This is a genomic window from Streptomyces sp. NPDC058335, assembly GCF_042723915.1.
Classification (GTDB): Bacteria; Actinomycetota; Actinomycetes; order Streptomycetales; family Streptomycetaceae; genus Streptomyces.
The window spans coordinates 1-19,211 of record NZ_JBHXHX010000040.1 but is presented as its reverse complement, the minus strand read 5'-3'; the positions used below and the strand labels follow the sequence as shown (position 1 = coordinate 19,211).

At 71.7% G+C, this 19,211-nt stretch carries 15 protein-coding genes; 6 read left to right on the top strand and 9 right to left on the bottom strand.

What is annotated here, in order from left to right; all coding sequences use genetic code 11:
• Positions 1-50: 50 nt before the first annotated feature.
• Positions 51-1,817, bottom strand: a complete 1,767-nt coding sequence (lysS, locus tag ACFWJX_RS40350; RefSeq protein ID WP_383252054.1) for a lysine--tRNA ligase — start codon at positions 1,815-1,817, stop codon at positions 51-53.
• A gap of 141 nt (positions 1,818-1,958) precedes the next feature.
• On the opposite strand from lysS, the gene argS reads away from it, so the two are divergent.
• Positions 1,959-3,728, top strand: coding sequence for an arginine--tRNA ligase (argS, locus tag ACFWJX_RS40345; protein WP_383252052.1), 1,770 nt, complete (start codon positions 1,959-1,961; stop codon positions 3,726-3,728).
• A 99-nt stretch (positions 3,729-3,827) separates the two neighbouring features.
• Entirely contained in the window at positions 3,828-4,613 is a 786-nt protein-coding gene (locus ACFWJX_RS40340) for a DUF4253 domain-containing protein (RefSeq protein WP_383252050.1), read from the top strand.
• A 13-nt stretch (positions 4,614-4,626) separates the two neighbouring features.
• On the opposite strand, the gene ACFWJX_RS40335 is transcribed toward ACFWJX_RS40340, so the two are convergent.
• Positions 4,627-5,835 carry a PLP-dependent aminotransferase family protein gene (locus ACFWJX_RS40335; RefSeq protein WP_383252047.1) on the bottom strand — a complete coding sequence of 403 codons (1,209 nt, stop codon included), beginning with the start codon at positions 5,833-5,835 and terminating at the stop codon, positions 4,627-4,629.
• A gap of 418 nt (positions 5,836-6,253) precedes the next feature.
• The gene (locus tag ACFWJX_RS40330) at positions 6,254-7,579 is read right to left on the bottom strand and encodes a helix-turn-helix domain-containing protein (protein ID WP_383252045.1); all 1,326 of its coding nucleotides are present in this window, start codon (positions 7,577-7,579) and stop codon (positions 6,254-6,256) included.
• A 213-nt stretch (positions 7,580-7,792) separates the two neighbouring features.
• On the opposite strand from ACFWJX_RS40330, the gene ACFWJX_RS40325 reads away from it, so the two are divergent.
• On the top strand, positions 7,793-8,512 hold the full coding sequence (locus tag ACFWJX_RS40325) for a DUF4232 domain-containing protein (protein WP_383252043.1): 720 nt from the start codon (positions 7,793-7,795) through the stop codon (positions 8,510-8,512).
• 1 nt (position 8,513) lies between these two features.
• Here the strand turns inward: ACFWJX_RS40325 and hemB are convergent, their stop codons facing one another.
• The 6 genes from hemB to ACFWJX_RS40295 all read right to left on the bottom strand — a co-directional run bounded on the left by hemB (position 8,514) and on the right by ACFWJX_RS40295 (position 15,414).
• Positions 8,514-9,506 carry a porphobilinogen synthase gene (hemB, locus tag ACFWJX_RS40320; RefSeq protein WP_383252041.1) on the bottom strand — a complete coding sequence of 331 codons (993 nt, stop codon included), beginning with the start codon at positions 9,504-9,506 and terminating at the stop codon, positions 8,514-8,516.
• A 202-nt stretch (positions 9,507-9,708) separates the two neighbouring features.
• Positions 9,709-11,412, bottom strand: a complete 1,704-nt coding sequence (locus tag ACFWJX_RS40315) for a uroporphyrinogen-III synthase (RefSeq protein ID WP_383252039.1) — start codon at positions 11,410-11,412, stop codon at positions 9,709-9,711.
• Positions 11,409-12,368: a hydroxymethylbilane synthase gene (hemC, locus tag ACFWJX_RS40310; RefSeq protein WP_383252036.1), complete on the bottom strand. Its 960-nt coding sequence runs from the start codon at positions 12,366-12,368 to the stop codon at positions 11,409-11,411. The genes ACFWJX_RS40315 and hemC overlap by 4 nt, the downstream gene beginning before the upstream one ends.
• Before the next feature lie 5 nt (positions 12,369-12,373).
• Positions 12,374-14,074, bottom strand: a complete 1,701-nt coding sequence (locus tag ACFWJX_RS40305; RefSeq protein WP_383252034.1) for a glutamyl-tRNA reductase — start codon at positions 14,072-14,074, stop codon at positions 12,374-12,376.
• Positions 14,071-14,838 (bottom strand): redox-sensing transcriptional repressor Rex, encoded by a 768-nt coding sequence (locus ACFWJX_RS40300; protein WP_383252031.1) that lies wholly within the window; start codon positions 14,836-14,838, stop codon positions 14,071-14,073. The genes ACFWJX_RS40305 and ACFWJX_RS40300 overlap by 4 nt, the downstream gene beginning before the upstream one ends.
• 288 nt (positions 14,839-15,126) lie before the next feature.
• A complete protein-coding gene (locus ACFWJX_RS40295; RefSeq protein WP_383252029.1) occupies positions 15,127-15,414 on the bottom strand; it encodes a glutaredoxin family protein in 288 nt (95 codons plus the stop codon).
• Positions 15,415-15,535: 121 nt separating this feature from the next.
• Between ACFWJX_RS40295 and ACFWJX_RS40290 the strand changes: the two genes are divergently transcribed.
• The 3 genes from ACFWJX_RS40290 (at position 15,536) to ACFWJX_RS40280 (ending at position 19,155) form a co-directional block, all read left to right on the top strand.
• A complete protein-coding gene (locus ACFWJX_RS40290; RefSeq protein ID WP_383252027.1) occupies positions 15,536-16,438 on the top strand; it encodes an HAD family hydrolase in 903 nt (300 codons plus the stop codon).
• Between the two features lie 393 nt (positions 16,439-16,831).
• Positions 16,832-17,665 (top strand): ECF subfamily RNA polymerase sigma factor, BldN family, encoded by an 834-nt coding sequence (locus ACFWJX_RS40285; RefSeq protein WP_383252025.1) that lies wholly within the window; start codon positions 16,832-16,834, stop codon positions 17,663-17,665.
• A 266-nt stretch (positions 17,666-17,931) separates the two neighbouring features.
• The gene (locus ACFWJX_RS40280; RefSeq protein ID WP_383252023.1) at positions 17,932-19,155 is read left to right on the top strand and encodes a DUF5667 domain-containing protein; all 1,224 of its coding nucleotides are present in this window, start codon (positions 17,932-17,934) and stop codon (positions 19,153-19,155) included.
• Positions 19,156-19,211 lie beyond the last annotated feature (56 nt).

Below are 19,211 nucleotides of genomic sequence, written 5' to 3'. Positions count from 1 at the left end.
CCCGGTTTCCCCGGCCCCCCCCCCCCTCCTCGTACGAAAGGTAGGGACGCCTACTCCCCGAGCAGGGCCCGCACCCTCTCCTGCCCCACCGCGAGCAGCAGCGTGGGCAGGCGCGGGCCGGTGTCACGTCCGACGAGCAGGTGGTAGAGCAGGGCGAAGAAGGTCCGCTGGGCGGTCTTGATCTCCGGCGGGAGTTCCTTGGGGGTCGCGTCGGCGGGGAATCCGGCCTGGACCTTGGGCACGCCGTAGACGAGGTGGGTGAGCCCGTCGAGGGACCAGTGGTCGGCGAGGCCGTCGAGCAGGAGTCGTAGCGACGTCTGGGAGGGCTCGTCGAGGGACTTGAGGAGTTCGGCGTCGGGTTCGTCGCGCACGATGGTCCGCTGGTCGGCGGGGACGTGCGTGTTGATCCAGGCTTCGGCCTTGTCGTACCGGGGCCGGGCCTCGTCCAGCGAGCCGATCGGGTTGTCGGGGTCGAGTTCGCTGAGGATGCGCAGGGCCTGGTCCTGGTGGCCGGCGGTGATGTCGGCGACGGAGGCGAGGGTGCGGTAGGGCAGCGGGCGGGGCGTGCGGGGCAGCTCGCCGCCGGCGGTGCGGACGGCGCGGGAGTGGGCGGCGATGTCGGCGGGGAGCGCGGAGCCGTCGGCGACCTTGGCGTCGAGCTTGTCCCACTCGTCGTAGAGCCGCTGGATCTCCTGGTCGAAGGCGATCTTGAAGGACTGGTTGGGGCGGCGGCGGGCGTAGAGCCAGCGCAGGAGCTGCGGTTCCATGATCTTGAGGGCGTCGGCGGGGGTGGGGACGCCGCCCTTGGAGGAGGACATCTTGGCCATGCCGCTGATGCCGACGAAGGCGTACATCGGGCCGATGGGCTGCTTGCCGCCGAAGATGCCGACGATCTGGCCGCCGACCTGGAAGGAGGAGCCGGGTGAGGAGTGGTCGACGCCGCTGGGCTCGAAGACGACGCCTTCGTAGGCCCAGCGCATGGGCCAGTCGACCTTCCAGACGAGCTTGCCGCGGTTGAACTCGTTGAGCCGGACGGTCTCGGAGAAGCCGCAGGAGTCGCAGACGTACGTCAGCTCGGTGCTGTCGTCGTCGTAGGCGGTGACGGTGGTGAGGTCCTTCTCGCAGTTGCCGCAGTAGGGCTTGTACGGGAAGTAGCCGGCGGCGCCGAAGCTGCCGTCGTCCTCGGCGGCGGCGCCGGAGCCCTCGGCGGCTTCCAGTTCGGCCTCGTCGAGGGGCTTCTGCTGCTGCTTCTTGGCCGGGTTCTTCTTGGTGCGGTACTGGTCGAGGATCGCGTCGATGTCGCCGCGGTGGCGCATGGCGTGCAGGATCTGCTCGCGGTAGACGCCGGTGGTGTACTGCCGGGTCTGGCTGATGCCGTCGAACTCGACGCCCAGTTCCGCCAGCGACTCGATCATGGCCGACTTGAAGTGCTCGGCCCAGTTCGGGTGGGCGGAGCCCTTGGGGGCGGGGACGGAGGTCAGGGGCTTGCCGATGTGTTCGGCCCAGGAGTCGTCGACTCCGGGGACGCCGGCCGGCACCTTGCGGTAGCGGTCGTAGTCGTCCCAGGAGATCAGATGGCGGACCTGGTACCCGCGGCGGCGGATCTCGTCGGCGACGAGATGCGGCGTCATGACCTCGCGGAGGTTCCCGAGGTGGATGGGGCCGGAGGGGGAGAGCCCGGACGCGACGACGACCAGCGGGGCGGTGGCGGGTGATGCCGCTTTGCCCCCGGCTCGACGCTCCGACTCCTCGATGACCTCGTCCGCGAAACGGGAGACCCAGTCGGTGGTCTCGGTGCTCTGAGCCACGATCGGCACGTCCTCTGGTGTGAAGGCTTGAAGGTGTGAAGTCCGTCCATTGTCCCAGGCCGGGCCGCATCCGCGAAAACCGCTTTTCACCGCGTGGGATACTCGGTTTCCGTAGTACTTCCGGAACCCGAGCAGAACGGCAGCCACTCCATGGCCTCGGTCACGTCCCTCAGTCACTCCGTCGAACAGCACCTCGCGTCCGCCCTCTCGGCTGCTCTGCCGGAGGCCGTCGGCGCGGACCCGCTGCTGCGACGCAGCGACCGGGCGGACTACCAGGCGAACGGGATCCTGGCTCTGGCGAAGAAGGCGAAGGCCAATCCGCGGGAGCTGGCGACGCAGGTGGTCTCCCAGGTCGTCACCGGTGACCTGATCAAGGACATCGAGGTCTCCGGGCCGGGCTTCCTGAATGTGACGATCACCGACAAGGCGATCATCGAGAACCTGGGCGCGCGGTACGCGGACGTGGACCGTCTCGGTGTGCCCGTCGCGGACTCGCCGGGCACGACGGTGATCGACTACGCGCAGCCGAACGTGGCGAAGGAGATGCACGTCGGCCATCTGCGGTCGGCGGTCATCGGCGCGGCGGTGACGGAGATCCTGGAGTTCACCGGGGAGAGCGTGGTGCGCCGGCATCACATCGGCGACTGGGGCACCCAGTTCGGCATGCTCATCCAGTACCTGGACGAGCACCCGCACGAGTTGGACCACAAGGACTCCCGGGTGAGCGGCGAGGAGGCGATGTCGAACCTCGACCGTCTCTACAAGGCCGCGCGCAGGCTGTTCGACGCGGACGAGGAGTTCAAGACGAGGGCCCGGCGCCGGGTGGTGGACCTCCAGGCGGGGGACCCGCACACACTCGCCGTCTGGCAGAGGTTCGTCGACGAGTCGAAGATCTACTTCTTCTCCGTCTTCGAGAAACTGGACATGGAGATCCGCGACGAGGACATCGTCGGCGAGTCGGGTTACAACGACATGCTGGCGGAGACCTGCCGCCTCCTGGAGGAGTCGGGCGTGGCGGTCCGTTCGGAGGGCGCGCTGTGCGTCTTCTTCGACGACGTCAAGGGCCCGGACGGCAACCCGGTCCCGCTGATCGTGCAGAAGTCGGACGGCGGCTACGGCTACGCGGCGACCGACCTGTCGGCGATCCGGGACCGTGTGTTCCAGTTGAAGGCGGACACGCTCGTCTACGTCGTCGACGCCCGGCAGTCGCTGCACTTCAAGATGGTCTTCGAGACGGCGCGCAGGGCGGGCTGGCTGAACGGCGAGGCCACGGCGCACCAGTTGGCCTTCGGCACGGTCCTCGGCAAGGACGGCAAGCCGTTCAAGACCCGTGAGGGCGAGACGGTCAAGCTGGTCGACCTGCTCGACGAGGCGGTGGACCGCGCCACGGCAGTCGTCCGCGAGAAGGCGGAGAAGGTCGGCCTGAGCGAGCGGGAGATCGAGGAGAACGGCCGGTACGTCGGCGTCGGCGCCGTGAAGTACGCGGACCTGTCGACCTCCGCGGTGCGGGACTACAAGTTCGACCTGGACCAGATGGTGTCGCTGAACGGCGACACGTCGGTCTATCTCCAGTACGCGTACGCCCGTATCCAGTCGATCCTGCGCAAGGCGGGCGAGGCGCGTCCGGTCGCGCACCCGGAGCTGGAACTGGCCCCGGCGGAGCGGGCGTTGGGCCTGCACCTGGACCAGTTCGGCGAGACGGTCCACGAGGTCGCGGCGGCCTACGAGCCCCACAAGCTCGCGGCGTACCTGTACCAGCTGGCCTCGCACCTGACGACGTTCTACGACCAGTGCCACGTGCTGTCCGCGGACAACGCGCCGGAGGTCGTCGAGAACCGCCTCTTCCTGGTGGACCTCACGGGCCGCACCCTCCACAAGGGCATGGCCCTGCTGGGCATCCGGACGCCGGAGCGGCTCTGACCGTTCACCGCACCCCGGTTCCGTGGGGGTGGAAGACCTCATGTCTTCCGCTGCTCCGGTCCGGGGTGACTGTCAGTGCCTGCCTCTAGAGTCGACGGTATGGCGACTCTTCCCAACCCGCTGCCCAAGCTGGCGTCCGATCCCAGCGGACGTTCCCTCGGACTCCAGCTCCCGCCGGGCAGGCTGATCGACACGACGGACCAGGGCGTCTGGCACGAACCGTTGTTGTGGCACGCCGAGCGGACCGCGGCGCCGGGCAACTGGTCGGCGCTGGGCGGGCCGGCGGCGCGGGCCGGGCTGGTCCCGGTCCTCGTCGACCTGGGCGGTTCCCAGGGCGGGCCCGAGCAGTGGGACCTGGCGCCCGCCCGTATGACGTATCCGGGGGATCACGACGCGGAAGAGGTGCTGGAGGACTTCTGGGAGGAGTGGGCGGCGGAGGACGAGGAGTGGCCCGGCCTGACCGACGCCCCCACGCTCAACGCCGATCCGGACGCGCGGGCCGCGCAGATCGCCGATGCCCTCGCGGGGGAGGGCCCCTCGTGGTTCGAGGCACCGCACCTGGCCCTCGTGCCGGCCCGCCGCAGTGCGGACGTGCCGGCGGCCATCGGCTGGTCGGGCCCGGTGAACCACGAGAACGACACGGCGCGGCTGTCCGCGGTCCTGCGGTCCTGGGAGGACCGCTTCGGCATACGGGTCGTCGGCATCGGCTTCGACGTGCTGGCCGTGTCCGTGGCGGCCCCGCCCACCACCGTGGCGGAGGCGGAGGCGGTGGCCGCCGAACACTTCGCGTTCTGCCCGGACAACATCCTCCAGGGATCCGGCACCCTGGAGGCGTACGCCAGCGGGCTGATCGGCGAGCACGTCTGGTCCTTCTGGTGGGACTGAGGCGGCGCTGACCTCAGGCGTCGGCCCTGAGCCCTCTGCCGAGCCTGCGCAGCCCCTCCGCGATCTCCTCCGGCGTCTGCGTCACGAAGCACAGGCGGAGCGTGGAGCGGTCGGGCTCGCCGGGGTAGAAGGGGGCGCCGGGGACATAGGCCACGTCCTCCCGCACCACCCTCGGCAGCAGCGCGGCGGTGTCGTACGTCTCCGGCAGCCGGGCCCAGAGGAACATGCCGCCCTCGGGGCGGTCCCACACCGTGCCCTCCGGGAGGGCGTCCGGCAGGCCCGCGAGCATGGCGTCGCGGCGCTCGCGGTAGACGGCGGCGACCCGAGCCACGTGAGCGTCGAGGTCGGAGACGGCCAAGTACCGTGCGGCGGCGAGCTGGTTGACGGTCGGGGTGTGCAGGTCGGCAGCCTGCTTGGCGACCGCGCAGGCCCGGCGCAGCTCCGCGGGCGCGCGCAGCCAGCCCAGTCGCAGGCCGGGGGCCATGACCTTGGAGAAGGAGCCGAGCAGGACGGTCCGGTCGCGGGCGTCGGGGTGGGCGGCGATCCAGGGGACGCGCTCGCCGTCGTAGCGGAGTTCGCCGTAGGGGTCGTCCTCGATGATCCACAGGCCGTGCCGGGCGGCGACGGAGGCGAGGGCGGCGCGGCGTTCGGCGGGCAGCGTGCGGCCGGTGGGGTTCTGGAAGGTGGGGACGGTGTAGAGAAGCTTGGGGCGTTCCCGGACGACCAGTTCGGCGAGGGCCTCGGGGTCCGGGCCGTCCGCGTCTCCGGGCACGGCGACAATCCTGGCTCCGGCGAGGCCGAAGACCTGGAGGGCGGCCAGATAGCAGGGCTCCTCGACGAGGACGGTGTCGCCGGCGTCGACGAGCGCGGTGGCGAGCAGCGACAGGCCCTGCTGGGAGCCGGTGGTGACGAGCAGGTCGTCGGCGTCGGTCGGCAGTCCCCGCACGGACATCCGCTGCGCGAGCCGTTCCCGCAGCACGGGCTCGCCCTCGGTGGTGGCGTACTGGAGCGCCCGCCCCGGCGTCTCCTCCAGCACGTGTCGGAAGGCGGCGGCGACACCATCCCGGTCGAACAGCTCTGGCGCGGGCAGTCCACCCGCGAAGTTGATCACCTCGGGCCGCGCGGTGACGGCGAGGATGTCCCGCACGGGCGACCCCCCGACGGCACGCGCCCGCGCGGCTAGCGGCGGCACGGAAGCGATCGGTGCGGCGGCAACGGTCATGGAACGGCTCCTTCAACCACGGGCACGGCAATCCCCCACGCCCTCGTCCTCACGCTCCCGCAGCCTAGAGAGACGGCTGCTGTGTACACACGGTTTTCCAGGATGCGGACGCGGGGCGCCGGGGCCGAACCATGCCTGGGGAGGCCGGGAGACCGGGAGACCCGGGAGGCCGGGAGACCCGGGAGGCCGGGAGACCCGGGAGGCCGGGAGACCCGGGAGGCCGGGAGGCCGGGAGGCCGGGAGACCCGGGAGACCCGGGAGGCCGGGAGACCCGGGAGGCCGCAAGCTCGCCGCCCGTGGGACGAGTGCCACCGGGCGGGCGGCGCTGCCGGCTCGCCGAAAGAGACCGGCCGACGCGGCCTCCCACCGGCGCCGGCCGGCGCAGGCCCGTCCGTCTCGGGCCCCTGCGCCCTGCGCCCTACGGCGTCGGCGAAGACCCCGCCCGCTGCCACGCCGACCCGCCGAGCGGGAACTCGTACGCGGGCCGCCCGTTGTTGCCGCTCGTGCGGAACGGCCTGCCCTTGTCGTCGACGATCAGCGTGCCGTGCCGGGACCCGCTGGACCAGGACAGCTCCAGCGTCCAGCTCACGTCGTACGCGGAGGCGTCGGCGTCGATGTAGTAGACCTCCGGGTCGGACTCGCTGACCTTGAAGGGGAAGTCGGCGTGCCCGGCCTCCGGCACCACCGCCGGCCGCGCGGCGTCGAGTGCCACGGTGAAGTAGTGCGTCGGCACCCCGCCCCCGCAGCCGACGCCCGGATAGCCCATGGCGTAGTCGTTCCAGGCGAGCGGCGTCCGCTTCTGGACCGTGCGGACCTTCAGCCCGTCGACGACCACCGTCTCGTCGCCGGTCCCCTGCACGGTCACCTGCACGAACTGCGACCCCGAGGACACGGCCCCGTGCGCGGCAACCCAGGCGGGCGCGTCCTGCTCGACGGGCGGCGGCGAGACCCGAGCCGGCTCACGGTCGATCAGGTAGCGCTGGCTGCAGGGGTCCAGCCAGGCGTTCGGACGGACTTCCACCGTCAGCGGAGGAGCCCCGCTGCTGTCCTCGGCGGCCGCGCCGGGCCGCTCGCCGCCGGAGGTCGAGGGTGACGGCGTACTCGAGGAGGACGCGGTCACGGAGGCCGACGGGGACACGGACGGCGAGGCGGAGAGCGAGCCGGTCCCGGACGGTGCCCCGCTCCCCGCCTCCTTCCCCCGCACGGACGCGGCGACCCCGGCCCCGCGCGTACCCCCGGCGCCCTCGGCGTCACCGCCGGACAGCCGCACCCCGAGAACCACGGCTCCGGCCACGGCGACGACGGCGACCCCGGCCATGAAAAACCGCCGGCGCCGACCGACCGACGGCCGCGGCCCGCCGTCCCGCACGAGGTCGGTGACGACGGCGGCCGGCCCCGGCTCGGGGTCGCCCCCCGCACCCTCCAGCGGCGCCGGTTCGGCTTCCTCCCTCACGCCCTCCGCCGGAGCCGCGTCCGGCACCACCGCCGGCCCGCTCTCCTTCTTCCCCCGCCCCGCGTCCGCGAGGACCCACCGCCGGTGCAGCTCGACCAGCTCCGCGGGCGAGGCCTTGCACAGCCGGGCGAGCCGTTCCACGGGTGCGTAGTCAGTGGGGACGGCGTCCCCGTTGCAGTAGCGGTGCAGCGTCGACGTACTCATGTGGAGCCGTTTCGCGAGCGTGCCGTAGCTCAGCCCGGACCGGTCCTTCAGTTCTCGCAGCAGTTCCGCGAAGTCGGCCGCAGCCACCGTTCGTCCACCCCTCGTGTCCCATCCCGGCGTTCCAGGGATGGTGTGTTTTCCCAGCTCAACGCGTTGCGGGCGTTCCAGCGTCCCGGATCGTCCGCAGGTGGTGGCGGCCGGGACGGATCTCCCCACAAGCTGTGGCCATCCAAGCACGCCGCTCCCGGCACCCGGTCGAGCGGCGTACGCCAACCAGCCATCAGCGAAGAGGAATTCACCATGCGCATCCGCCGCACCAGCCGCCTTCTCGTCCCCGCCGTCGCCGCGCTCGCCGCTCTCTCGCTCACGGCCTGCGAGAACGGAACGGGCACCGAGGACGAGGGCGCGTCCACCCCCGCGTCGTCGGTCACCACGCAGCCCCAGGGCTCCGGCAAGCCGACGACCGGATCGGACACGGGCACCGGATCGGGCACGGGTACGGGTACGGGCTCGACCGCGAAGCCGGCCGACGGGACGTCCGCCAAGCCGGGCACCGCCCCCGCCGCGGACGGGGACCCGAACGCCCCCGAGAACCGCGTCCTCTGCAACGGCTCGAACACGAAGGTCACCGCTCAGCCGGTCCCGCGCCCCCTCAACCACATGCTGCTCACGGTCACGAACACCGGCAGCAAGGTGTGCGACCTGACCTACTACCCGGTGCTCCGCTTCGACGAGATGCAGTGGGCGCCGACGGCGGCGAAGGAGACGCAGCCGCAGGCGGTGACGACGCTCGCACCCGGCGAGTCCGGCTACGCAGGCGTCCTGCTGGCGGCGGCCGACGGCAGCGGCGACGGCGGCGCGACCGCCGAGAAGCTGACGGTCGCCTTCCAGGGCCGCACCCCGAACAGCGACGGCGGCGCCTCGGCGACGCCGCCGCTCCCGGCCGAGGGTGTCTACTACGACAGCTCGCTGACGGTGACGTACTGGCAGCGTGACATGGACGACGCGCTGGCGTGGTAGGTCACCGCAGGGTCCGGGCCACCTCGGTGGCCCAGTAGGTGAGGATGTTCTGCGCCCCGGCCCGCTTGATGCCGGTCAGCGTCTCCAGAATCGCCCGGTCGCGGTCGACCCAGCCCTTCTCGGCGGCGGCCTCGATCATCGAGTACTCGCCGGAGATCTGGTAGGCGGCGACGGGCACGTCCACCGCGTCGGCGACCCGCGCGAGGACGTCGAGGTAGGGCCCGGCCGGCTTGACCATCACCATGTCGGCGCCCTCCTCCAGATCCAGGGCCAGCTCGCGCATCGACTCCCGCACATTGGCGGGGTCCTGCTGGTACGTCTTGCGGTCCCCCCGCAGCGAGGACCCGACGGCCTCCCGGAAGGGTCCGTAGAAGGCGGAGGAGTACTTGGCGGTGTAGGCGAGGACGGCGACGTCCTCCCGCCCGATCTGGTCGAGGGCGTCGCGAACGACCCCGATCTGCCCGTCCATCATCCCGCTGGGACCTACGACATGGGCGCCCGCGTCGGCCTGGACCTGAGCCATCTCGGCGTACCGCTCAAGGGTGGCGTCGTTGTCGACTCGCCCCTGATCGTCGAGCACGCCACAGTGCCCGTGATCGGTGAACTCGTCGAGACAGAGGTCGGACATGACCAGCAACTCGTCCCCGACCTCGGCCCGTACGTCCCGCAGCGCGACCTGGAGAATGCCGTCCGAGTCGGTCCCCACGGTCCCGAGGGCGTCCTTCTTCGACTCCTCCGGCACCCCGAAGAGCATGATCCCAGAGATCCCGGCCTCCACGGCCTCCAGCGCGGCCTTCTTCAGACTGTCGCGGGTGTGCTGCACGACCCCGGGCATGCTCCTGATCGGCACCGGCTCGCTCACGCCCTCCCGCACGAACGCGGGGAGGATGAAGTCGGCCGGATGCAGCCGGGTCTCGGCGACCATGCGCCGCATGACGGGGGTGGTCCGCAACCGCCGCGGACGCGAACCGGGGAAGGATCCGTACGTAGCCATACCGTCTACGCTACGCCCGCCCCGACACCCTCTTTACCGACGCGAAGTCGGCCAGTTCAGCCCCGTCCGGAGTGCCCCTCCGGGGGAGTTCGAGGACGAGGCGCGGAGCGCCGAAAGGGGGGTCTGGGGGCGCAGCCCCCAGGGACGGGAAGGGAGGGGGCGGCGGGGGCGAAAAACCCACCCCCACCGCCCCCTCACCCGCTCAGGTAGCCCGGCGTCTCCGCGCCCCCGGCCGCCGCTCGCTCGGCCGGCTGACCGGATCCCCGGCCTCCCGCGCGGCAGCCCGCCGCCGCAGCCCGAACTCCGCCAGCGCCTCCGCCAGCTTGTGCACGGACGGCTCCGGAGCCATCACATCCACCCGCAGCCCATGCTCCTCGGCGGTCTTGGCCGTAGCGGGCCCGATGCACGCGATGATCGTCACGTTGTGCGGCTTCCCGGCGATCCCGACCAGGTTCCGCACGGTGGAAGACGACGTGAACAGCACGGCGTCGAACCCACCGCCCTTGATCGCCTCCCGCGTCTCGGCCGGCGGCGGCGAGGCCCGCACGGTCCGGTAGGCGGTGACGTCGTCGACCTCCCATCCGAGTTCGATGAGCCCCGCGACCAGGGTCTCGGTGGCGATGTCGGCCCGCGGCAGGAACACCCGGTCGATCGGATCGAACACCGGGTCGTAGGGAGGCCAGTCCTCGAGCAGCCCGGCCGCGGACTGCTCCCCGCTCGGCACCAGATCCGGCTTCACACCGAACGCGATCAGCGCGTTGGCGGTCTGCTCGCCCACCGCCGCGACCTTGATCCCGGCGAAGGCGCGGGCGTCGAGCCCGTACTCCTCGAACTTCTCCCGTACGGCCTTGACCGCGTTCACCGAGGTGAAGGCGATCCACTCGTACCGCCCGGTCACCAGCCCCTTGACGGCCCGCTCCATCTGCTGGGGCGTCCGCGGCGGCTCGACCGCGATGGTCGGCACCTCGTGCGGCACGGCGCCGTAGGACCGCAGCTGGTCGGAGAGCGAGGCCGCCTGCTCCTTGGTGCGCGGTACGAGCACCTTCCAGCCGAACAGCGGCTTGGACTCGAACCAGGCGAGCTGGTCGCGCTGGGCGGGGGCGGAACGCTCACCGACCACGGCTATGACCGGCCGGCCACCCTCGGGAGAGGGCAGCACCTTCGCCTGCTTCAGCGTCTGCGCGATGGTGCCGAGGGTGGCGCTCCAGGTCCGCTGACGGGTCGTCGTACCGGCGACGGTGACGGTCATCGGGGTGTCGGGCTTGCGCCCGGCGGCGACCAGTTCGCCGGCGGCGGCGGCCACGGAGTCCAGCGTCGTGGACACGACGACGGTCCCGTCGGACACGCCGACCTCCGTCCAGCACCGGTCGGACGCGGTCCGCGCGTCGATGAACCGGACGTCCGCGCCCTGCGCGTCACGCAGCGGCACACCGGCGTAGGCGGGCACACCGACGGCGGCCGCGATGCCGGGGACGACCTCGAAGGGAACACCGGCGGCCACGCAGGCGAGCATTTCCTCGGCCGCGTACGTATCAAGTCCCGGGTCCCCGGACACCGCACGGACGACCCGCCTGCCGCCCCGTGCGGCCTCCATGACAAGATGTGCGGCATCCCGCACAGCGGGGCTACCAGCGGTTGTTGACGTGCCGTCAACGATCGTCGGGTGCGGCGTGCCCGTGCCCGGAAGAGGGCCCGAGAACGGACCGGCTTCCGCGTGCACGACGGCGACGCCGGGCCTGGCGTGCGTCCGGACGACGTCGAGCACCTCGTGCTCGGCGACGAGGACGTCCGCGAGCGCCAGCGCCTCCACGGCGCGAAGAGTCAGCAGTCCCGGATCCCCGGGTCCGGCACCCAGGAAGGTGACGTGCCCGTGTTCCGGACCGGCGGGAAGGGTCGTGGGGCTCACTGCGCTTGCTCCCCCATCAGACCGGCCGCGCCCTGGGCGAGCATCTCGGCTGCGAGTTCGCGGCCGAGCGCCATTGCCCGGTCGTACGTCTCGGGCACGGGACCGGTGGTGGACAGCTGCACCGTGCGGGATCCGTCGGTCGTGCCGACGACGCCCCGCAGGCGCATTTCCTTGACAATCTGCCCGTCGGCCAGCAAGTCGGCCAGCGCGCCCACAGGGGCGCTGCAGCCGGCTTCCAGGGCGGCGAGCAGGGACCGTTCGGCGGTCACGGCGGCCCGGGTGAAGGGGTCGTCGAGTTCACCGAGGGCGGCGATCAGGTCCGCTTGGTGCGCGGCGCATTCGATCGCCAGTGCTCCCTGGCCGGGAGCGGGCAAAACCGTGTCGACCGACAGGAAGTCGGTCACCTCGTCACTGCGGCCCATGCGGTTCAATCCGGCGGCGGCCAGGACGACCGCGTCCAGCTCGCCGTCGCGCACGTACCCGATGCGGGTGTCGACGTTCCCGCGTATCGGCACGGTCTCGATGTCGAGCCCGTGGCTGCGCGCGTACGCGTTCAGCTGCGCCATGCGGCGCGGTGAGCCCGTACCGATGCGCGCGCCGCGCGGCAGATCGGTGAACTTGAGCGCGTCCCGGGCGACGATGACGTCTCGCGGGTCCTCGCGTTCCGGTACGGCCGCGAGGACCAGGTCCTCGGGCTGCCCGGTCGGGAGGTCCTTCAGCGAGTGAACCGCGAAGTCGACCTCCCCCCGCAGCAGCGCGTCCCGCAGCGCGGTGACGAACACGCCCGTGCCGCCGATCTGCGCGAGGTGCTCACGGGAGGTGTCGCCGTACGTGGTGATCTCGACGAGTTCGACGGGCCGCCCGGTCACCTGGCTCACGGCGTCCGCCACCTGCCCCGACTGGGCCATGGCGAGCTTGCTGCGCCTGGTCCCCAGCCTCAGTGCCTTCGTACTCATGCCGCTCATGCCGGCCCTCGGTTCTCTGCGTTCTTCTCGGTGCTGTCCTCGGCGCGGGAGACGGAGGCCACCGTCTCCTGGTCGAGGTCGAACAGGGTCCGCAGTGCGTCCGCGTACCCGGCGCCGCCGGGTTCGGCCGCGAGCTGCTTGACCCGTACGGTCGGCGCGTGCAGCAGTTTGTCGACGACGCGCCGCACGGTCTGGGTGATCTCCGCGCGGTGTTTGTCGTCCAGGCCGGGCAGCCGTCCGTCGAGCCGGGCGATCTCTCCGGCGACGACGTCGGCGGCCATGGCGCGCAGGGCGACCACGGTCGGGGTGATGTGCGCGGCGCGCTGCGCGGCGCCGAACGCGGCGACCTCGTCGGAGACGATCCGCCGTACCTGGTCGACGTCGGCCGCCATCGGCGCGTCCGCGGAGGCGTCGGCGAGCGACTCGATGTCGACCAGCCGCACTCCGGCGAGCCGGTGCGTGGCCGCGTCGACGTCCCGGGGCATCGCGAGGTCCAGCAGGAACAGCACCGGCTCGGGCCGTACGGGCACAGGGGCGGGCTCGGGCCTGCGTCGCTCGGGGATGCGGCCGACGGTGGCGGCGGTCGCCGCCAGTGCGGCGATCAGCTCGGCGTCGGCCCCGGGGCGGCGCGCGGCCTCCCGGCGGTCGACGGCCGGGCCCGCGGCCCAGGCGGCGTGCTGTTCCAGCGTGGCCGCGTCCATGCCGGCCACGGCGGCCTCCCCCATCACGGAGAAGCCCTGCTGCACGGCGGAGAGGTCCAGCGGACAGCCGTCGTCGGTGCCGACGGAGGCCGGCGGCAGCGGCCGTACGTCCGTGGGCCCGGACGGGTCGTCGGTGAGGGCGGCGGGTGCTCCCGTGCGGCCCTCGACCGCGGTCGCGACCGCTTCGGCGGTGAGGACGAGTCCGGTCGCGCCGGTACAGGAGACGGCCACGTCGGCACGTGTCAGTTCCGTCGGCACCGACTCCATCGGCACGGCGCGGGAGACGATGTCCGGGTCGCCGTTCTCGGCGAGGATCTGCGCGAGGCGCTCGGCGCGGTCGAAGGTGCGGTTGGCTACGACGATCTCGGCGACGCCTGCGCGCGCGAGCGTCGCCGCGGCCAGGGAGGACATGGAGCCGGCGCCGATGACGAGGGCACGCTTGCCCCGCGCCCACGCGGTCACGTCGCCCCCCGCGGCCAGCTGTTCCAGGCCGAAGGTGACCAGGGACTGTCCGGCGCGGTCGATGCCGGTCTCGGAGTGGGCCCGCTTGCCGACCCGCAGGGCCTGCTGGAACAGGTCGTTCAGCAGCCGCCCGGCGGTGTGCCCCTCCTGGGCGCGGGCCAGGGAGTCCTTGATCTGGCCGAGGATCTGTCCCTCGCCGACGACCATCGAGTCCAGTCCGCAGGCCACCGAGAACAGGTGGTGGACGGCGCGGTCCTCGTAGTGCACGTAGAGATACGGGGTGAGCTCCTCCAGGCCGACGCCGCTGTGCTGGGCGAGCAGCGTGGACAGCTCGGCGACACCGGCGTGGAACTTGTCCACGTCGGCGTACAGCTCGATGCGGTTGCAGGTGGCGAGCACTCCGGCCTCGGTGGCCGGTTCGGCGGCGACCGTGTCCTGCAACAGCTTGAACTGGGCGTCCGCGGAGAGTGAGGCCCGCTCCAGCACGCTCACGGGAGCGCTGCGGTGGCTCAGCCCGACGACGAGGAGACTCATGCCGGCATCACGGCGGGTACGTCCCCGTCAGGTCCCTGGTCGGTGGAGTCCACGCGGCGCGCGGCGGGGGCGGGCACGGCGCTCTCCTGTGCCGCGGCCTCCTCGCCGGCCTTGCGCTGCTCGTGGAAGGCGAGGATCTGCAGCTCGATCGAGAGGTCGACCTTGCGTACGTCGACGCCGTCCGGGACGGACAGCACGGTCGGCGCGAAGTTCAGGATGGAGGTGACTCCGGCGGCGACGAGGCGCTCGCAGACCTGCTGGGCGACGCCCGGCGGGGTGGTGATGACCCCGATGGACACGCCGTTGTCGGAGATGATCTTCTCCAGCTCATCACTGTGCTGGACGGGGATCCCGGCGACCTGGCGGCCGGTCATCTCGTGGTCGGCGTCGATGAGTGCCGCGACGCGGAAGCCACGGGAGGCGAAGCCGCCGTAGTTGGCCAGCGCCGCGCCGAGGTTACCGATACCGACGATCACAACCGGCCAGTCCTGGGTCAGGCCCAGTTCGCGGGAGATCTGGTAGACGAGATACTCGACGTCGTAGCCGACACCCCGGGTTCCGTACGAACCCAGGTAAGAGAAGTCCTTGCGCAGCTTCGCGGAGTTGACCCCCGCCGCGGCCGCGAGTTCCTCGGAGGAGACCGTGGGAACCGAGCGCTCCGACAGTGCGGTCAGCGCGCGAAGGTACAGCGGAAGCCGGGCGACGGTGGCCTCGGGAATCCCTCGGCTACGGGTCGCCGGTCGGTGAGTTCGGCCAGTTGCCACGGTGCTCCTGCGGGTAGAGCGGGGCTGTAGGCGGTCACACGTCCCCAGACCGCCCCGTCGGAAGCAGGCTATGTCTTTGTGAACGCGTGCACAAAGATGGTGTCCGATTTGCCCGGCCAACGTGACCGGGGTCACGCGCCCCTGGCGCCTTCGCGGGGAACCGGCGCACACGCGCCCGCGTTCCTTGATTGTCGGGGGCAAAACCGCACACTCTCCTCACGAATCCCGCCCCCGAGATCTGGTCGCCATCGATCCTAAGCGACTTTTCGCCATACTTGGACTGCCCGGTCAGTTCCCCGTGAGTTCCGTACGCAGCCGGTCCTCGTTCACGCGCCAGAAGGTGTGCTGCTCCCCGTCCACGAGGACGACCGGGATCTGCTCCCAATACCGCGCGTGGAGTTCGGGGTCCTCGGTGATGTCCCGCTTCTCCCACGGCACGCCGAGATCACCGCACACCTTCTCGATCACCTCCTGGGCGTCGTCGCACAGATGACATCCGGGCTTGCCGATCAACGTCACGAGCCGGTCCTGCGGTGCGGGGCCCGTGCGGCGGAAGAGGGGACTCATGTCCGCCATTGTCCCGCGCCCCCGGACGGGTGTCCCGGAGGTCTTCTTCAACGACCCGGCCGCGGAGAGTTCACACCCTCCGAACGCCGTGACTGACGGAACCACCGAACAGACTGGCTATGCTCACGCCATGGCCGCTCTGGGATGGCTCACCCCTCGTAGGCGCTCCGCCACCGCGCGGAGCGTGTTGGCAGGCGAGGCCTCGGCTGAGGCCGCCCGCAAGGACGTCTCCGAACAGGAACCGCAGTTCCCCGTGCGGGGCGACGAACTGGCCGCCGCGTTCTTCGACCTCGACAACACCGTGATGCAGGGCGCCGCCCTCTTCCACTTCGGCCGGGGCCTGTACAAGCGGAAGTTCTTCGAGACCCGCGACCTCGCCCGGTTCGCGTGGCAGCAGGCGTGGTTCCGGCTGGCCGGTGTCGAGGACCCGGAGCACATGCAGGAGGCCCGCGACTCGGCCCTGTCGATCGTCAAGGGCCACCGCGTCTCCGAGCTCCAGTCGATCGGCGAGGAGATCTACGACGAGTACATGGCCGAGCGGATCTGGCCCGGCACCCGTGCTCTCGCCGAGGCACACCTGGACGCCGGCCAGCGGGTGTGGCTGGTCACCGCGGCACCCGTGGAGATCGCCCAGGTGATCGCCCGCCGCCTCGGCCTCACCGGCGCCCTCGGCACGGTCGCCGAGTCGGTCGACGGCGTCTACACGGGCAAGCTGGTCGGCGAACCGCTGCACGGCCCCGCGAAGGCCGAGGCGGTCCGCGCCCTGGCCACCGCGGAGGGCCTGGACCTCTCCCGCTGCGCCGCCTACAGCGACTCGCACAACGACATCCCGATGCTTTCCCTCGTCGGCCACCCCTACGCGATCAACCCCGACGCCAAGCTCCGCAGGCACGCCCGCGAACTCGACTGGCGGCTGCGCGACTACCGCACGGGCCGCAAGGCGGCGAAGGTCGGCATCCCGGCCGCGGCGGGCGTGGGCGCGGTGGCGGGTGGCACTGCGGCGGCCATCGCGCTGCACCGCCGCCGCCGGTAACGGGCGGACGGCACGGCCGTCCGCCGTCCCGCGCGACCGTCCAACCCCGGTCACCGCACTCATCCGGACGGGCAACCGCAGCGAAACGCCGCCAATCCCACCGCCGTACCCCCGCACCCCCCTGGCCAGTCCTGTTGTCTGCCCACCGCCACAACACGCCCCGGCCCGACCGGAAATATGAACCTTTTCGGTCAACAATTGATCACCCTGCGCAACTTGATTGGGCGTCAATAGGCTACGGAAGCGACGTAACCGGTGAATTGAGCAACTGGGTGTAGCAAGGCCTGCACGAAGCGTTATTCTCCTCAGACGCAATCCGGTACCCCTTCCGTCGCTACGACGGGTGAACGGTTCCGCACTGCACGTGATGGAAGCTCTGCCTCTGGGAGTCCCGTGTACCCACACGTCGGGGTTGACACCTCGGGCCTGGCTACGCTGCGCGCAACGGTCGCTACGGTCCAGGACCTGTTGCGCGGCTTCGTCCCCACCGCGTACGCCGTCCCCGCCTTTGCCACCGCCGCGCCCGTCGGCCCCTGCTACGCACTGGCCGACGGCCTTGAGCAGGTGCCGGCCCGCGGCGCCGTCGTCGAAGGGCGGCGGTCGGGTGACGGGCGGGCGGTCGGCAGACGAGGACGTGCGACCGGCGCGGCCACCGCCCGCCGACCAGCCGCCGACAGCGACAGCGCCCGAATGATGGACCTCGTCGAGCGGGCCCAGGCCGGCGAGGCCGACGCGTTCGGGCGGCTCTACGACCAGTACAGCGACACCGTGTACCGGTACATCTACTACCGGGTGGGCAGCAAGGCGACCGCCGAGGACCTGACCAGTGAGACCTTTCTGCGAGCCCTGCGGCGGATCGGCACCTTCACCTGGCAGGGCCGCGACTTCGGCGCCTGGCTCGTCACCATCGCCCGCAACCTCGTCGCCGACCACTTCAAGTCCAGCCGCTTCCGGCTGGAGGTCACCACCGGGGAGATGCTCGACGCCAACGAGGTCGCGCGCTCCCCGGAGGACTCCGTCCTCGAGTCCCTCTCCAACGCCGCCCTGCTGGACGCCGTACGACGGCTCAACCCGCAACAGCAGGAGTGCGTGACCCTCCGTTTCCTCCAGGGCCTGTCGGTCGCCGAGACCGCGCGGGTCATGGGCAAGAACGAAGGTGCCATCAAGACCCTCCAGTACCGGGCCGTCCGCACCCTCGCCCGTCTCCTCCCGGACGACGCCCGCTGACCCCGCCATGAGCCCGCCGTACCCCACCCCACCCCCGGCTACTGTCGGCGACCTCAACTCACGGGCAGTGATGGTCCGTTGGCTTCCCCATCCGATCATCCGCAGTCCGTAACCCAAGTGCCACGCCAGTCGTTGTGCGGGATACAGGCTCCCTGTGGTCACGTCCTGGCCGGCCTCGATCACTCGCTCGTATGGAAGCGGTCGAGGGCGTGCACCCCTCAGGACCCCGGGGGAGTCGACCGTCATGACGAGAGGAGGTGCCGCCAGTGATCGCGAACGTATCGGCGCACCGGCGGGCGAACGCCTTCGCCCAGGCCCTGGAGGAGCAGTCCGACCGGGGCACGGCGGCCGAGCAGACCGAAGGATCACCGCCGGCCCCGGCCGCTGCGGGCCGGACCGAGCAGGGCCAACTCCTGGCCCTCGCGACGGGTCTCGCCGAGCTGCCCAAACCGGAGTTCGACCCCGAGGTCAAGGTCGTCCAGCGGGCGCAGTTGGTCGCCGCGATGGAGGCCATGCTTCAGGCGGGCACCATGGGCGAGGCGACGGACCCTTCGGTGCCCGAGCAACGCACTCGGGCACGCGGGGCACATCGGGCGACACCGCTGGGCAAGTTCCGTCCGCGCACACGGCTCGCCAAGGGCCTCACCGCGGGCGGCCTGAGCGTCGGCGTCGCCGCCGGAGCCTTCGGCGGGGTCGCCGCCGCGAGTTCCGACGCCCTTCCCGGTGACTCGCTCTACGGCCTGAAGCGCGGCATAGAGGATTTCAAACTGAACTACCTCGCCGAGGGCGACAGCGAGCGCGGCCAGGCCTACCTCGACCAGGCCTCCACCCGGCTCAGCGAGGCCCGCAGGCTCATGGAGCGCGGCCGCGGCGGCGTCCACCTCGACCACGAATCCGTGGGCGAGATCCGCCGCGCCCTGTCCGGCATGCGCTACGACGCCTCCGAGGGCCACCGCCTGCTCCACGAGGCGTACGAGCGCAACCCGGACTCCCTCGGCCCCATCCAGGCCCTGTCCACCTTCTCGCGCTCGCACCGCGAGGTCTGGGGCGACCTGCGCAGCCGGCTCCCCGTGCAGCTCGGAGACGTCAGCCAGCAGGTGTCGTCGGTGTTCGACGCCATAGACGAAGAAGTCGCCCCGCTGCGCTCCCTGCTCCCCCAGCCCCCGGCCCCCGGTGGCGGCGAGGGCAGCGGGCAGGGCTCCGGACCGACGGCTCCCGGCACCTCGGACACCGGCCGCTCGACCACGCCCAGCGCGGGCGGCGGCTCCCCGGCCACCGGCAGCCCCGGCACCGGCAGCCCCAGCAAGTCGGCGGACGCCGACGAGGACGGCCTCCTCGGCGGCAACACCGGCGGCCTGCTCGACCCGCCGTCGGCCAACGGCACCTCGGCCCCGCCGACGACCCCGACCACCGAGCCGGACGTCACGCTCCCGCCCCTCCTCCCGGGCCTCCTGCCCGGCCTGGGCATCGACAGCGACGACGTGGGCTAGGGGAACTCCGCAGGGTCTCTACGGCGGTGGGGGCGGCCTTCCTGAGAAGGCCGCCC

Coding starts and splice junctions, on each gene's coding strand:
- ACFWJX_RS40290 (WP_383252027.1), top strand. CDS start 15,536: ATGGCCGCTCTGGGATGGCTCACCCCTCGTAGGCGCTCCGCCACCGCG.
- ACFWJX_RS40335 (WP_383252047.1), bottom strand. CDS start 5,835: ATGACCGTTGCCGCCGCACCGATCGCTTCCGTGCCGCCGCTAGCCGCG.
- ACFWJX_RS40295 (WP_383252029.1), bottom strand. CDS start 15,414: ATGGCGGACATGAGTCCCCTCTTCCGCCGCACGGGCCCCGCACCGCAG.
- ACFWJX_RS40340 (WP_383252050.1), top strand. CDS start 3,828: ATGGCGACTCTTCCCAACCCGCTGCCCAAGCTGGCGTCCGATCCCAGC.
- argS (WP_383252052.1), top strand. CDS start 1,959: ATGGCCTCGGTCACGTCCCTCAGTCACTCCGTCGAACAGCACCTCGCG.
- hemC (WP_383252036.1), bottom strand. CDS start 12,368: ATGAGTACGAAGGCACTGAGGCTGGGGACCAGGCGCAGCAAGCTCGCC.
- ACFWJX_RS40325 (WP_383252043.1), top strand. CDS start 7,793: ATGCGCATCCGCCGCACCAGCCGCCTTCTCGTCCCCGCCGTCGCCGCG.
- hemB (WP_383252041.1), bottom strand. CDS start 9,506: ATGGCTACGTACGGATCCTTCCCCGGTTCGCGTCCGCGGCGGTTGCGG.
- ACFWJX_RS40305 (WP_383252034.1), bottom strand. CDS start 14,074: ATGAGTCTCCTCGTCGTCGGGCTGAGCCACCGCAGCGCTCCCGTGAGC.